The organism is Streptomyces sp. ADI95-16, from assembly GCF_003721495.1.
Taxonomy (GTDB): domain Bacteria; phylum Actinomycetota; class Actinomycetes; order Streptomycetales; family Streptomycetaceae; genus Streptomyces; species Streptomyces goshikiensis.
Window position 1 is genome coordinate 5,062,583 of the sequence record NZ_CP033581.1, and the last position, 13,191, is coordinate 5,075,773.

Consider the following 13,191-nt stretch of genomic DNA (forward strand, 5'->3'; position numbering starts at 1 on the left):
TCTTCGAAACGCGTATACCACTAGTCGCCCCGCCTTATGAACAACTTCGGTATTCCGGCGTAAAGAGCTGAAACCAGACGGTCGTTGGCGTTACTGTCAGTTTCGTGTTCGCTGCAGAACGTCGCCAATTGATCCTCGAAATGGTGCGGGCCAACGGAGCGGTATCGCTCCGGGAGCTCGCCCGCGTCGTCCAGACCTCCGAAGTGACCGTACGGCGGGACGTGCGGGCACTGGAGGCAGAAGGACTCCTCGACCGCCGGCACGGCGGTGCGGTTTTGCCGGGCGGTTTCACGCGGGAGTCCGGCTTTCCGCAAAAGTCCCATCTCGCGACGGCGGAGAAGACCGCCATCGCCGATGTCGCGGCGAGCCTCGTCGAAGAAGGCGAGGCCGTGGTCGTCGGCGCGGGTACCACCACCCAGGAGCTGGCCCGCCGGCTCGCGCGGGTGCCCGGCCTGACCGTCGTCACCAACTCCCTGCTGGTCGCGCAGGCCCTGGCCCACGCCAACCGGGTGGAAGTGGTGATGACCGGCGGCACCCTGCGCGGGTCCAACTACGCGCTCGTCGGCAGCGGGGCCGAACAGTCCCTCCAGGGCCTGCGGGTGTCGCGGGCCTTCCTGTCGGGGAGCGGTCTGACCGCAGAGCGCGGGCTCTCCACCTCCAACATGCTCTCCGCGAGCGTGGACCGGGCGCTGGTGCAGGCGGCGGCGGAGGTGGTGGTGCTCGCCGACCACACGAAGCTGGGCACGGACACCATGTTCCAGACCGTGCCGACGGACGTGATGACGCGGCTGGTGACGGACGAGCCCCCGCCGCACGACGACCGGGCCGGTACGGAGCTGCAGGCGCTGGCGGACCAGGGCGTCCAGATCACCGTGGCGGGCGCCGCCGCCGCCCCCGGCGGGGACGGCGCCATGGTGGGCCGGCGGCCGCGCCGGGAGTCCCCGTTGCCCGTCCAGCGGCGGGGTGGCCCGACGGCCCAGCTGCGGAGCGCGCCGGCCGGGATGCTGGAGCAGCAGGCCGCCGGCGACCGCGTCCGCGTAGCCGACATGCGACGCCGCTAGGCCCTGTCGGGCGGTTCGGCACCGCCGCACATGAAAAACGGGGTTCCCGGGGCAGACGCCCCGGGAACCCCGTTGTCACGCGTGTCAGTCCTTGATCTCGCAGATCGTGGCGCCCGAGGTGAGGCTCGCGCCGACCTCGGCGGTGAGACCCACGATGGTGCCCGCGCGGTGCGCGTTCAGGGGCTGCTCCATCTTCATGGCCTCCAGGACGACGATCAGGTCGCCCGCGGCCACCTGCTGGCCCTCCTCGACCGCGACCTTGACGATCGTGCCCTGCATCGGCGAGGCGAGCGTGTCGCCCGACGCGGCCGGGCCGGACTTCTTCGCGGCGCGGCGCTTCGGCTTGGCGCCGCCGGCGGCGGCCGTACGGGCCAGGGTCATGCCGAGCGAGGACGGCAGGGAGACTTCGAGGCGCTTGCCGCCGACCTCGACGACGACCGTCTCGCGGCCCGGCTCGTCCTCCGCGTCGTCCACGGCGGGAGCCGCGAACGCCGGGATCTCGTTGACGAACTCGGTCTCGATCCACCGGGTGTGGACCCGGAAGGGGTCCGAGGTGAACGCCGGGTCGACGACGACCGCGCGGTGGAACGGCACGGCGGTGGCCATGCCCTCGATCTCGAACTCGGCCAGCGCGCGGGCCGCGCGCTGCAGGGCCTGCTCGCGGGTGGCGCCCGTGACGATCAGCTTGGCGAGGAGCGAGTCCCACGCCGGGCCGATCACGGAGCCGGACTCGACGCCCGCGTCGAGGCGGACACCCGGACCCGACGGCGGGGCGAACCGGGTGACGGTGCCCGGGGCGGGCAGGAAGCCGCGGCCCGGGTCCTCGCCGTTGATGCGGAACTCGAACGAGTGACCGCGCAGCACGGGGTCCCCGTAGCCGAGCTCCTCGCCGTCGGCGATGCGGAACATCTCGCGGACCAGGTCGATGCCGGTGACCTCTTCGGTGACCGGGTGCTCGACCTGGAGGCGGGTGTTGACCTCCAGGAAGGAGATCGTGCCGTCGGTGCCGACGAGGAACTCGACGGTGCCGGCGCCGACGTAGCCGGCTTCCTTCAGGATCGCCTTCGACGCGGCGTACAGCTCCGCGTTCTGCTCCTCCGTCAGGAACGGCGCGGGAGCCTCCTCCACCAGCTTCTGGTGGCGGCGCTGCAGCGAGCAGTCACGCGTGGAGACGACGACCACGTTGCCGTGGGAGTCGGCCAGGCACTGGGTCTCGACGTGCCGCGGCCTGTCGAGGTAGCGCTCGACGAAGCACTCGCCGCGGCCGAAGGCGGCCACGGCCTCGCGCACGGCGGAGTCGTAGAGCTCGGGCACCTCTTCGAGGGTGCGGGCGACCTTGAGGCCGCGGCCGCCACCACCGAAGGCGGCCTTGATCGCGATGGGCAGGCCGTGCTCCTTCGCGAAGGCCACGACCTCCTCCGCACCCGAGACCGGGTCCGGGGTGCCGGCGACCAGCGGGGCGCCGGCGCGCTGCGCGATGTGACGGGCGGCGACCTTGTCACCGAGATCGCGGATGGCCTGCGGCGGCGGGCCGATCCAGGTCAGGCCCGCGTCGAGGACGGCCTGCGCGAATTCGGCGTTCTCCGACAGGAACCCGTATCCGGGGTGAATGGCGTCGGCACCCGAATCGGCCGCGGCCTGAAGGACCTTCGCGATGTCCAGGTAACTCGCGGCCGGGGTGTCACCGCCCAACGCGAAAGCTTCGTCGGCCGCGCGGACGTGCAGAGCGTCCCGGTCCGGATCGGCGTAGACGGCTACGCTGGCGATCCCGGCGTCCCGGCAGGCCCGGGCAACGCGGACAGCGATTTCGCCACGGTTGGCGATGAGCACCTTGCGCACGATGGCTCCCTCCTTGGAACAAGCTGAGTTTAGGGACAGCCCACACGGCCTTTCGACCCTTCCCCATAGGTGAGCTTGCCCACACGGAGTGTGATTCGAGTACACCTTGAGTCCGGAAAACCCTTGTGGCGCCCCAGGTCAGGGGGATCCCCGACTGCACAGTAACCCCGTCGCCCATACGAGGTCTCTGTCCACCGGGCCAGCGGGCCGCGCCGATTCTTTGTGGAGTCCCTACGAACGGCCTAGGCATTCTTTGCTGCCGGGCCCCCGCGCGCCGCCTTTCGGGGCCGTGCGCGAGGGGGTGAGGAGGCGGCGCCGCGCAACGAACAGGCGCCGAACCCTTGTCCACCGGATTACCCGTTAGTAGCCTCCAGGCGTCGAACGGGCTTGTGCCGTGCTGTGCCGGGTGGGAGTGGGTGCGTCGTGCTGCTGCGCAGAATCGTGGCCGGGCTGGCCGCGATCGTGCTCGTCGCGGAAGCGGCCGTGCTCGTCCTGGTCCACGTCGTCCTGGGCCGGACCACCGCGAACCAGTCGATGTCCATCGCGGGAAGCGATCCCGATGTCATGTCGAAGGCGACCTACGCGCTGGGCGCCGTCATGGGCGCCTTCCTGCTGCTGTGCGCGGTCCTGCTCGCGGTGGCCGCCGTACGGGACCTCGGGCCCGGGCGTGTCGCCCGGGTCGTGCTCATCACCGCCGCCGTCGTCCACGGAGTGCTCGGCGCCCTCGCCGTCGGGCTCGCCGGCTGGGGCGTCTTCGCCGCGGTGATGCTGATCTTCTGCCTGATCGTCCTGTCCCTGACGCTCTACGCGGTCAGGGGGACGGGCGAGGGCCGGCTCGGGGAGGTCACGCCCACAGGTCCGTGATGGACACGCCGAGTTCGCCCAGCAGCGAGCGCAGCAGCGGCAGCGACAGCCCGATCACATTGCCGGGGTCGCCGTCGATCCCGTCGATGAACGGCGCCGACAGCCCGTCCAGGGTGAACGCGCCCGCCACGTGCAGCGGCTCGCCGCTCGCCACGTACGCCGCCACCTCCGCGTCCGTCGGCTCACCGAAGCGGACCGTCGTCGAAGCCGTCGCCGAGACCCGGCGCCCGCTCGCCGTGTCGATCACGCAGTGCCCCGTGCGCAGCACCCCGGCCCGCCCGCGCATCGACTTCCAGCGGGCCGTGGCCTCCTCGGAGTCCGCCGGCTTGCCCAGCGCCTCGCCGTCCAGTTCCAGCACCGAGTCGCAGCCGATCACCAGGGCGCCCGCGGCCTCCTCCAGGGCGGCCACGACGGCCGCCTTGGCCTCGGCCAGCGCCAGCGCCAGCTCCGCCGGGCTGTCCGCGTTCAGGGTGTCCTCGTCGAAGTGGCTGACGATGACGTGCGGGGCGAGCCCGGCCTGCCGCAGCAGGTTCAGCCGGGCGGGCGAGGCGGAGGCGAGGACGAGGGCACGGGGTTCGGCAGTCATGGGAGCCATCGTAGGGGCCCCCTCGCGGCCGCCCGGCCGGGCTCAGAAGCCGACGCCGAGGACGTACACCACCACGAGCATGGCGAGCGCGAGCACCACGATCAGCCGCCGGAGCATGGCCTGCGCGTCGCGCATGTCCTGGGGCGGCTCGTCCTTGGGGTCAGACCAGAGCATGCCCCGATCCTGACCCCGCGGCGGCCGTGGCGCCTGAGTACGAGTACTCAGGCGCCACCGTCCGTTCACGCCATCTTCCCTACGCGGGCCAGTACGTACGCCCCCACGCGCGCGGCCCCGGCTGCGGCAGGTGCCGCCGGGCCACGCGGGACGGCGCCGCCCACTCGTCCGCCACCGGGGGCGCGCCCGACGGCGCCGAGGCCAGCGCCGCCGCGCGCGCTTGGACCACCGCCAGTGCGGCGGCCAGCTCCTCCGGGGTCGGGTTTCCCTTGACGACCTTGATCACCACAGGACTGACCTCCTACAGGGGGATGTTGCCGTGCTTCTTCGGGGGCAGCGACTCGCGCTTGGTGCGGAGCTGGCGCAGCCCCTTCACCACGTGCGCGCGGGTCTCGGACGGCATGGTCACCGCGTCGATGTAACCGCGCTCGGCGGCCGTGTACGGGTTGAGCAGCGCGTCCTCGTACTCGGTGATGAGCCGGGCCCGGGTCTCCTCGGCGGTGCCCGCCTCCTCCGCCTCGGCGATCGCGCGGCGGTGCAGGATGTTCACCGCGCCCTGCGCGCCCATGACGGCGATCTGCGCGGTCGGCCAGGCCAGGTTCAGGTCCGCGCCGAGGTGCTTGGAGCCCATGACGTCGTACGCGCCGCCGAAGGCCTTGCGGGTGATGACGGTGATCAGCGGAACGGTGGCCTCGGCGTAGGCGTAGATGAGCTTCGCGCCGCGCCGGATGATTCCGTTGTACTCCTGGTCGGTGCCGGGCAGGAAGCCCGGGACGTCGACGAAGGTCAGCACCGGGACGTTGAAGGCGTCGCACGTGCGGACGAACCGGGCGGCCTTCTCGGAGGCGTTGATGTCCAGGCAGCCGGCGAACTGCATCGGCTGGTTGGCGACGATGCCCACCGGGTGCCCCTCGACGCGGCCGAAGCCGGTCAGGATGTTCGGCGCGAACAGCGACTGCGTCTCCAGGAACTCCCCGTCGTCGAGCACGTGCTCGATCACGGTGTGCATGTCGTACGGCTGGTTCGCGCTGTCCGGGATGAGGACGTCGAGCTCGCGGTCGGTGTCGGTGACCTCGGTGTCCGCGTCCTCCGGGAAGGCGGGCGGCTCGGAGAGGTTGTTCGACGGCAGGTACGCGAGGAGGGACTTGACGTACTCGATGGCGTCCTTCTCGTCGCCGGCCATGTGGTGGGCGACGCCGGAGGTGGAGTTGTGGGTGCGGGCGCCGCCCAGCTCCTCGAAGCCCACGTCCTCGCCGGTGACCGTCTTGATGACGTCCGGGCCGGTGATGAACATGTGCGAGGTCTGGTCGACCATCACGGTGAAGTCGGTGATCGCGGGGGAGTACACCGCGCCGCCCGCGCAGGGGCCCACGACCAGGCTGATCTGCGGGATGACCCCGGAGGCGTGGACGTTGCGGCGGAAGATCTCGCCGTACATGCCCAGCGCGCTGACGCCCTCCTGGATGCGGGCGCCGCCGGAGTCGTTGATGCCGACGAGCGGGCAGCCGGTCTTCAGCGCGAAGTCCATGACCTTCATGATCTTCTGGCCGTAGACCTCGCCGAGGGCGCCGCCGAAGACGGTGAAGTCCTGCGAGAACACCGCGACCGGGCGGCCGTCGACCGTGCCGTAGCCGGTGACGACGCCGTCGCCGTAGGGACGGGTCTTCTCCAGCCCGAAGTTGGTCGAGCGGTGCCGGGCGAACTCGTCCAGCTCGACGAACGATCCCTCGTCCAGCAGCAGGGCCACTCGCTCACGCGCCGTCAGCTTGCCCTTGGCGTGCTGCTTCTCCACCGCCCGTGCGGAACCGGCGTGGGTGGCTTCGTCGATGCGGCGCTGCAAGTCCGCGATCTTGCCCGCGGTCGTATGCATGTCGATCGGCTCTGAGGGTTGTGACATCGGGGTCGCGGCTCCCTGCGTGGTGTCGTCAACTGCCTGGTCAATTGAATGACTACTGCTGGCTACTGGTGCGTAGCGTATCGGCGGGCAGGGCGCTCGACAGTGCGGCGTTTGACACACCTGAAGTGCCTTGCTTGGCCCCGCCGCCTTGCCTAGGGGGCGTGTCGCGCCGCGCGCCGGCCGGCGGCCGCGTCGCACCGCGTCCGTGACGGCCGCGCGGGCCGCGCGTCGGTAGGGTTGTCGCGGAACTTCACTGCCCGCTTCGCCGGAGAAGACGCGCTTGCGCCCGGCCCGGGGCCGGGCATCCAGGCAAGGGGAACTTTGATGCCGTCAGACGCTTCCGCAGGCCACTGGTCGAGCCTCGACCGGCCGCCGCTGAACGCCGCCGCGCTGCGGCGGGCCCTGGTGACCGACGGGGGGCTGTGGACCTCCGTGGAGGTGGTCCCCTCGACCGGGTCCACCAACAGCGACCTCGCCGCCCGCGCCGGGGACCTGCCCGAGGGGGTCGTGCTCGTCGCCGAGGAGCAGACCGCCGGGCGCGGCCGGCTCGACCGGAGCTGGGTGGCCCCGGCCCGGTCGGGGCTGTTCTTCTCCGTCCTGCTCAAGCCGGGCGCGGCCGTCCCGCAGGAGCGGTGGGGCTGGCTGACCCTCCTCGCCGGGGTGGCCGCCGCGACCGGGCTGTCCCGGGCGGCGGGCGTGGACACCGCGCTCAAGTGGCCCAACGACCTGCTGGTCATCGTGGACGGCGAAGAGCGCAAGACCGGCGGGATCCTCGCCGAGCGGGTCGGCGACGGCGTCGTCCTCGGCATCGGGCTCAACGTCACGCTGACCGACGCCGAGCTGCCGGTGCCGGAAGCCGGGTCGCTGGCCCTGGCGAAGGCCTCCGTCACGGACCGGGAGCCGCTGCTGAAGGCCGTACTGCGGTCCCTGGAGGAGTGGTACGGCGAGTGGCGCGCCGCCGGCGGCGACCCGGCCGCCAGCGGCCTCCAGGAGACGTACGCGGCGGGCTGCGCCACCCTCGGCCGCCACGTACGGGCGGAGCTGCCGGGCGGCCGCCGGCTCACCGGAACGGCCGAGGCGGTGGACGCGGACGGACGGCTCGTCGTCAGGACGGCTGACGGGGAGCGGGAGCCCGTGGGCGCCGGGGACGTGGTCCACCTGCGGTCGGTGCGGTAGCGGCTGACGGGGAGCGGGCCGGGGAACCGGACCGGGGAGTGAGCTACGGCACACCTGCCGTATGGTTTAGGCGATCCCGGCCTTCCCGGCGATCACCCGGTTCGGCAGTGCGCACGGAATGGACAGGAGGCGGCCCTTGACCGTCGACGACTCTACGTCCAGCGCGTCGTCCGGCGGGGGCTCCGGCCCCGGCGGACCCACCGGGCCGACCGGACCCACCGGGCCGACCGGCGCCGGTACGGGCGGTGGCGCGGGTACCGGGACGCCGATCGGGCGGGACCAGCACACCCCCCACCACGAGGTCGACCACACCGCCCAGCCCACGGCCGACCCGCTCGCCATCCGCCTGGAGCAGCTCATCCTGGGCGCCGAGCGCCGCTACACGCCGTTCCAGGCGGCCCGCAGCGCCGGAGTCTCGATGGAGCTCGCCTCCCGCTTCTGGCGGGCGATGGGCTTCGCGGACATCGGCCAGGCCAAGGCCCTCACGGAGGCGGACGTACTGGCGCTGCGCCGCCTCGCCGGCCTGGTCGAGGCGGGGCTGCTGAGCGAGCCGATGGCGGTGCAGGTGGCGCGCTCCACGGGGCAGACCACCGCCCGGTTGGCCGAATGGCAGATCGATTCCTTCCTGGAGGGCCTGACGGAGCCGCCGGAGCCGGGGATGACCCGTACGGAGGTCACGTACCCGCTGGTCGAGCTGCTGCTGCCGGAGCTGGAGGAGTTCCTCGTCTACGTGTGGCGGCGCCAGCTGGCGGCCGCGACCGGGCGGGTCGTGCAGGTCGCGGACGACGAGGAGATGGTCGACCGGCGGCTCGCGGTGGGCTTCGCGGACCTGGTGGGCTTCACCCGGCTGACCCGGCGGCTGGAGGAGGAGGAGCTCGGCGAACTCGTCGAGGCCTTCGAGACGACGGCGGCGGACCTGGTGGCGGCGCACGGCGGCCGGCTGATCAAGACCCTCGGCGACGAGGTCCTGTACTGCGCCGACGACGCGGGAACGGCGGCGGAGATCGCGCTGCGCCTGATCGAGACGATGGAGGCCGACCCGCAGATGCCGGAGCTGCGCGTCGGCATCGCCTTCGGGACCGTGACGACCCGGATGGGCGACGTCTTCGGGACCACGGTGAACCTGGCCTCGCGGCTGACGTCGATAGCGCCGAAGGACGCGGTGCTGGTGGACGGCGCGATGGCCGAGGAACTGGGCCGCACGGGCGCGGCGCCGGTGTCGGAGAAGGAAGCCGAGTCGGAGGAGGGCGGCGGCGCGTACCGCTTCGCGCTCCAGCCGATGTGGCAGCGCCCGGTACGCGGCCTGGGCGTCGTGGAACCCTGGTCGCTGACGCGGCGGAAGCCTAAGATCCCCGGGTAACGTTCGTTAACCGGGAGGGTCCGCTGTGCCTGAGGTATCGGAGTTCGTGGCAGTGCGCCGGCACGACGGCGGGGTCGCCGAGCTGGTCCTGGACCGGCCGAAGGCGATGAACGCGGTGTCGACGCAGATGGCGCGGGCCATCGGTTCGGCGTGCGCCTCGCTCGCGGCGGACGCGTCGGTGCGGGTGGTCGTGGTGTCCTCGACCGCCGAGCGGGCGTTCTGCGTCGGCGCGGACCTCAAGGAGCGGAACTCGCTGTCGGACGCGGAGCTGGTGCGGCAGCGGCCGACCACGAGGGGCGCGTACGGGGGTGTGCTGGAGCTGCCGATGCCGACGATCGCGGCGGTGCACGGGTTCGCGCTGGGCGGCGGCTTCGAGCTGGCGCTGGCGTGTGACGTGATCGTGGCCGACGAGACGGCGGTCGTCGGCCTGCCGGAGGTCTCGGTCGGGGTCATCCCGGGCGGCGGCGGTACGCAGCTGCTGCCGCGGCGCGTGGGCGCGGCGCGGGCCGCGGAGCTGATCTTCACGGCGCGGCGGGTGGAGGCGGCCGAGGCGCTGGCGCTGGGCCTGGTGGACTCGGTGGTGGCGGCGGGCACGGACCGCGAGGCGGCCCTTGCCCTGGCCGGGCGGATGACGGCGAACTCCCCGGTGGGGCTGCGGGCGGCCAAGCGGGCGCTGCGCCTGGGCCACGGCATGGACCTGGCCGCCGGCCTGGAGATCGAGGACGCGGCCTGGCGCACGGTCGCCTTCTCCGCCGACCGGGCGGAGGGCGTGGCCGCGTTCAACGAGAAGCGCCGCCCGGAGTGGCCGGGCATGTAGCCGACACCCCGCCCCCGCCCCCGGTGGTCCGGGGGCGGAAGTGGGGAAACTCCCTAACCTGGGGTGATGGGAGTCGACGGGCGGCTGCGGGCCGTCGTGGAGCTCGCGCAGGCCATGGCGGCCGCCTGCGCGCCGCGGGACAGCGTGCGCGCGGCCGCGCGCGGGGCGCGGCTGGCCATGGACGGGTCGTTCGCCGCGATCTCCGCGTGGGAGCGCGAACGCGGCCGGCTCCGGGTGCTCGTGAACGAGGGGGCGCGCCGCCTCGGCGAGGAGGAGTTCCCCGAGGACGAGTCGTATCCCGTGCACGACTTCCCCGAGATCGCCGAGTTCCTCCACGAGCGCTGGGTCGGGGGCGGCGGGCCCCATGCGTGGGTGGTGGGCGTGGGCGGCGGCCGGCGCGGCGAGGCGCTGCGGCGGCGGGGGCGCGGGAGCTGTGTGGTCGCGCCCATCGTGCTCAGCGGGCGGGCCTGGGGGGAGCTGTACGTCGCGCGCGATCAGGGGCTGCCCGGGTTCGATGCGGACGATGCCGAATTCGCGACCGTGCTGGCCGCCGTGGTCGCGGCGGGGCTCGCGCAGAACGAGCGGCTCGAAGAGGCCCGGCGGCTCGCGTTCACCGATCCCCTGACCGGGCTCGCCAACCGGCGTGCCGTTGACATGCGGCTGGACGAGGCCCTGGAGGAGCACCGGCGCGCGGGGGTCGTCGTGAGCCTTGTCGTGTGTGATCTGAACGGGCTCAAGAAGGTCAACGACACCCTCGGGCACGCCATGGGGGACCGGCTGCTGGAGCGGTTCGGGTCCGTTCTGAGCCTGTGCGGCGCGATGCTGCCCGGCGCGCTCGTGGCCCGGCTGGGCGGTGACGAGTTCTGCCTGGTGAGCGTCGGGCCGTCCGCCGACGAGGTGGTGCGCGTCACCGAGGAGGTGTGCCGGCGCGCCGCCGGGCTGGAGCTGGGCGAGGGCGTGGCCTGCGGGGTGGCCTCCACCGGGGACCCGATCGGGCTGGTGAAGTCCTCCCGGCGGCTGTTCCGGCTGGCCGACGCCGCCCAGTACAAGGCGAAGGCCGCCCGCTCCGTGCAGCCGGTCGTGGCGGGCCGGGACACCGCCGTCGTACGCCTCGCGGATGCCGCCCAGGAAGGTGCGGGCGAGCGGCGCCGCTTCCGCGGCCGTGCCTGAGGCTTGCTAGTGACATGAAGCGATTCAGTCCGTAGGGTGCTGAATATGGATATGCACACTGTCGTGGTGGGGACGTCCGGGACCACCGCCGAGGATGTCATCGCCGTCGCCCGCGGCAACGCGCGCGTCGAGCTGTCCGGCGAGGCGCTCGACGCCCTGGCCCGCGCCCGCGGGATCGTCGACGCACTGGCGGCCAAGCCCGAGCCGGTCTACGGGGTTTCCACCGGGTTCGGCGCCCTCGCCTCCCGGCACATCAGCCCCGAGCTGCGCGCCCAGCTCCAGCGCAACATCGTCCGCTCGCACGCCGCCGGCATGGGCCCGCGCGTCGAGCGGGAGGTCGTGCGCGCCCTGATGTTCCTGCGCCTGAAGACCGTCGCCTCCGGTCACACCGGCGTGCGCCCGTCCGTCGCCCAGACGATGGCCGACGTACTCAACGCCGGCATCACGCCGGTCGTGCACGAGTACGGCTCCCTCGGCTGCTCCGGCGACCTCGCGCCGCTCTCCCACTGCGCGCTCGCGCTCATGGGCGAGGGCGACGCCGAGGGCCCGGACGGGGTCGTCCGGCCCGCCGGGGAACTGCTCGCCGAGGCCGGCATCGAGCCCGTCGAACTGCGCGAGAAGGAGGGCCTGGCCCTCCTCAACGGCACCGACGGCATGCTCGGCATGCTGATCATGGCCCTCGCCGACCTCGGCAAGCTCTACACGTCCGCCGACATCACCGCCGCGCTGACCCTGGAGGCGCTGCTCGGTACGGAGAAGGTGCTCCAGCCCGAGCTGCACGCCATCCGGCCGCACCCCGGCCAGGGGGCCTCCGCCGCCAACATGGCCGCCGTCCTGAAGGGTTCCGGGCTCGTCCGCCACTTCCAGGAGGAGACCGCGCCGCGCGTGCAGGACGCCTACTCGGTGCGCTGCGCCCCCCAGGTCGCCGGCGCCGGCCGCGACACCATGGCGCACGCCGCCCTGGTCGCCTCGCGCGAACTGGCCTCCGCCGTCGACAACCCGGTCGTGCTGCCCGACGGCCGCGTGGAGTCCAACGGCAACTTCCACGGCGCGCCGGTCGCGTACGTCCTGGACTTCCTGGCCATCGCGGCCGCCGACCTCGGCTCGATCGCCGAGCGCCGCACGGACCGCCTGCTCGACAAGAACCGCTCGCACGGCCTGCCGCCGTTCCTCGCGGACGACGCCGGCGTGGACTCCGGCCTGATGATCGCCCAGTACACGCAGGCCGCCCTGGTCAGCGAGATGAAGCGGCTCGCGGTGCCGGCCTCCGCCGACTCGATCCCCTCCTCCGCCATGCAGGAGGACCACGTCTCCATGGGGTGGTCGGCGGCGCGCAAGCTCCGTACCGCCGTCGACAACCTGACGCGGATCATCGCCATCGAGCTGTACGCGGCCACCCGCGCCATCGAGCTGCGGCACGGGCTCACCGCGGCCCCGGCGAGCCTCGCGGCCATCGCGGCGGCCCGCGCGGCCGGTGTGCAGGGCCCCGGGCCGGATCGTTTCCTCGCCCCCGACCTGGCGGCCGCCGACGAGTTCGTCCGCTCGGGCGGGCTGCTCGCCGCCGTCGAGCCGGTGACGGGCCCGCTCGCCTGAGCGGCCCCGTGACGGTGGAAAGGGCCGCCCCCGGGATCATTCCCGGGGGCGGCCCTTCCTTCGTGTACGGGGACCCGCGCGGGCCGCTACCCGGCCTGGGAGCGGCGTACCGAGAACGCCACGAACCCGGCGCCGAGGCCCAGGCAGAGCGTGCCGCCCAGCAGGTACGGGGTGGTGTCCACCCCGCCGGTGTCGGCGAGCGCGAGCGCGGTCGCGCTCGCGGGGCGCGGCTCCGGCGCGCCGGGCCCGGCGACGGGATCCGTGGCGGGGGCGGTGGCGGGATCGGCGGCGGGATCCGTGGCGGGTCCGGCAGCGGGATCGGTGGCGGGCTCGGCGGCGGGATCCGTGGCGGGTCCGGCGGCGGGGGCGGTGATGGGATCGGTGGCGGGGGCGTCCAGGGTCTGGGTGGTCAGCGCGTTCAGAGTGGTGTGCGTATCGGCGTCCCCGGGGGCGGTGGCGTTCGCCGAGGGGACGAACCAGAGGGCGGCGAGGAGGCTGGTCGCTCCCAGAGCGGTGAGCAGCGGTCGACGTGCGGACACGTGCGATCCCCCTTGGTGCAGCAGCGAATTGGCCGTGTGCGGTGATGCTAAGCAAAGGGGCGGGTCGCGGGAAAGTCGGGGGTCCCACGGGCTTACGCTCCGTTGTATGAACCCT

General features: G+C 73.1%; 13 protein-coding genes. 7 read left to right on the forward strand and 6 right to left on the reverse strand.

Annotation, left to right across the window (positions count from 1 at the left end; genetic code table 11):
- Positions 1 to 104: 104 nt before the first annotated feature.
- Entirely contained in the window at positions 105 to 1,061 is a 957-nt protein-coding gene (locus EES41_RS22670) for a DeoR/GlpR family DNA-binding transcription regulator (protein ID WP_123080071.1), read from the forward strand.
- An 84-nt stretch (positions 1,062 to 1,145) separates the two neighbouring features.
- On the opposite strand, the gene EES41_RS22675 is transcribed toward EES41_RS22670, so the two are convergent.
- A complete protein-coding gene (locus tag EES41_RS22675) occupies positions 1,146 to 2,900 on the reverse strand; it encodes a biotin carboxylase N-terminal domain-containing protein (protein WP_123080072.1) in 1,755 nt (584 codons plus the stop codon).
- Between the two features lie 423 nt (positions 2,901 to 3,323).
- Here EES41_RS22675 and EES41_RS22680 point away from each other — a divergent pair, with 423 nt between their 5' ends.
- Positions 3,324 to 3,764, forward strand: coding sequence for a hypothetical protein (locus tag EES41_RS22680; RefSeq protein WP_254211542.1), 441 nt, complete (start codon positions 3,324 to 3,326; stop codon positions 3,762 to 3,764).
- On the opposite strand, the gene EES41_RS22685 is transcribed toward EES41_RS22680, so the two are convergent.
- The 4 genes from EES41_RS22685 to EES41_RS22695 form a co-directional block, all read right to left on the reverse strand.
- A complete protein-coding gene (locus EES41_RS22685) occupies positions 3,745 to 4,359 on the reverse strand; it encodes a nucleoside triphosphate pyrophosphatase (protein WP_123080073.1) in 615 nt (204 codons plus the stop codon). The genes EES41_RS22680 and EES41_RS22685 overlap by 20 nt on opposite strands.
- 33 nt (positions 4,360 to 4,392) lie before the next feature.
- A complete protein-coding gene (gene mmpB / locus EES41_RS43855) occupies positions 4,393 to 4,524 on the reverse strand; it encodes a morphogenic membrane protein MmpB (protein WP_086025410.1) in 132 nt (43 codons plus the stop codon).
- A gap of 79 nt (positions 4,525 to 4,603) precedes the next feature.
- Positions 4,604 to 4,813, reverse strand: a complete 210-nt coding sequence (locus EES41_RS22690; RefSeq protein WP_037798083.1) for an acyl-CoA carboxylase epsilon subunit — start codon at positions 4,811 to 4,813, stop codon at positions 4,604 to 4,606.
- A 12-nt stretch (positions 4,814 to 4,825) separates the two neighbouring features.
- On the reverse strand, positions 4,826 to 6,421 hold the full coding sequence (locus tag EES41_RS22695) for an acyl-CoA carboxylase subunit beta (protein WP_123080074.1): 1,596 nt from the start codon (positions 6,419 to 6,421) through the stop codon (positions 4,826 to 4,828).
- Positions 6,422 to 6,745: 324 nt separating this feature from the next.
- On the opposite strand from EES41_RS22695, the gene EES41_RS22700 reads away from it, so the two are divergent.
- The 5 genes from EES41_RS22700 to hutH all read left to right on the forward strand — a co-directional run bounded on the left by EES41_RS22700 (position 6,746) and on the right by hutH (position 12,537).
- A complete protein-coding gene (locus EES41_RS22700; protein WP_123080075.1) occupies positions 6,746 to 7,597 on the forward strand; it encodes a biotin--[acetyl-CoA-carboxylase] ligase in 852 nt (283 codons plus the stop codon).
- Between the two features lie 136 nt (positions 7,598 to 7,733).
- Entirely contained in the window at positions 7,734 to 8,957 is a 1,224-nt protein-coding gene (locus EES41_RS22705) for an adenylate/guanylate cyclase domain-containing protein (RefSeq protein WP_123080076.1), read from the forward strand.
- Positions 8,958 to 8,982: 25 nt separating this feature from the next.
- A complete protein-coding gene (locus EES41_RS22710; RefSeq protein WP_123080077.1) occupies positions 8,983 to 9,774 on the forward strand; it encodes an enoyl-CoA hydratase/isomerase family protein in 792 nt (263 codons plus the stop codon).
- Between the two features lie 66 nt (positions 9,775 to 9,840).
- Complete coding sequence (locus EES41_RS22715) at positions 9,841 to 10,944, forward strand: GGDEF domain-containing protein (protein ID WP_123080078.1); 1,104 nt, start codon at positions 9,841 to 9,843, stop codon at positions 10,942 to 10,944.
- 51 nt (positions 10,945 to 10,995) lie between these two features.
- Positions 10,996 to 12,537, forward strand: a complete 1,542-nt coding sequence (gene hutH / locus EES41_RS22720) for a histidine ammonia-lyase (protein ID WP_123080079.1) — start codon at positions 10,996 to 10,998, stop codon at positions 12,535 to 12,537.
- An 86-nt stretch (positions 12,538 to 12,623) separates the two neighbouring features.
- Here the strand turns inward: hutH and EES41_RS42355 are convergent, their stop codons facing one another.
- On the reverse strand, positions 12,624 to 13,076 hold the full coding sequence (locus tag EES41_RS42355) for a hypothetical protein (RefSeq protein WP_216827264.1): 453 nt from the start codon (positions 13,074 to 13,076) through the stop codon (positions 12,624 to 12,626).
- Positions 13,077 to 13,191 lie beyond the last annotated feature (115 nt).

What these genes read in the sequence shown, in the direction of transcription:
- mmpB (WP_086025410.1), bottom strand. Translation starts at nt 4,524, where the DNA reads ATGCTCTGGTCTGACCCCAAGGACGAGCCGCCCCAGGACATGCGCGAC.
- EES41_RS22695 (WP_123080074.1), bottom strand. Translation starts at nt 6,421, where the DNA reads ATGTCACAACCCTCAGAGCCGATCGACATGCATACGACCGCGGGCAAG.
- EES41_RS22700 (WP_123080075.1), top strand. Translation starts at nt 6,746, where the DNA reads ATGCCGTCAGACGCTTCCGCAGGCCACTGGTCGAGCCTCGACCGGCCG.
- EES41_RS22715 (WP_123080078.1), top strand. Translation starts at nt 9,841, where the DNA reads ATGGGAGTCGACGGGCGGCTGCGGGCCGTCGTGGAGCTCGCGCAGGCC.
- EES41_RS22685 (WP_123080073.1), bottom strand. Translation starts at nt 4,359, where the DNA reads ATGGCTCCCATGACTGCCGAACCCCGTGCCCTCGTCCTCGCCTCCGCC.
- hutH (WP_123080079.1), top strand. Translation starts at nt 10,996, where the DNA reads ATGCACACTGTCGTGGTGGGGACGTCCGGGACCACCGCCGAGGATGTC.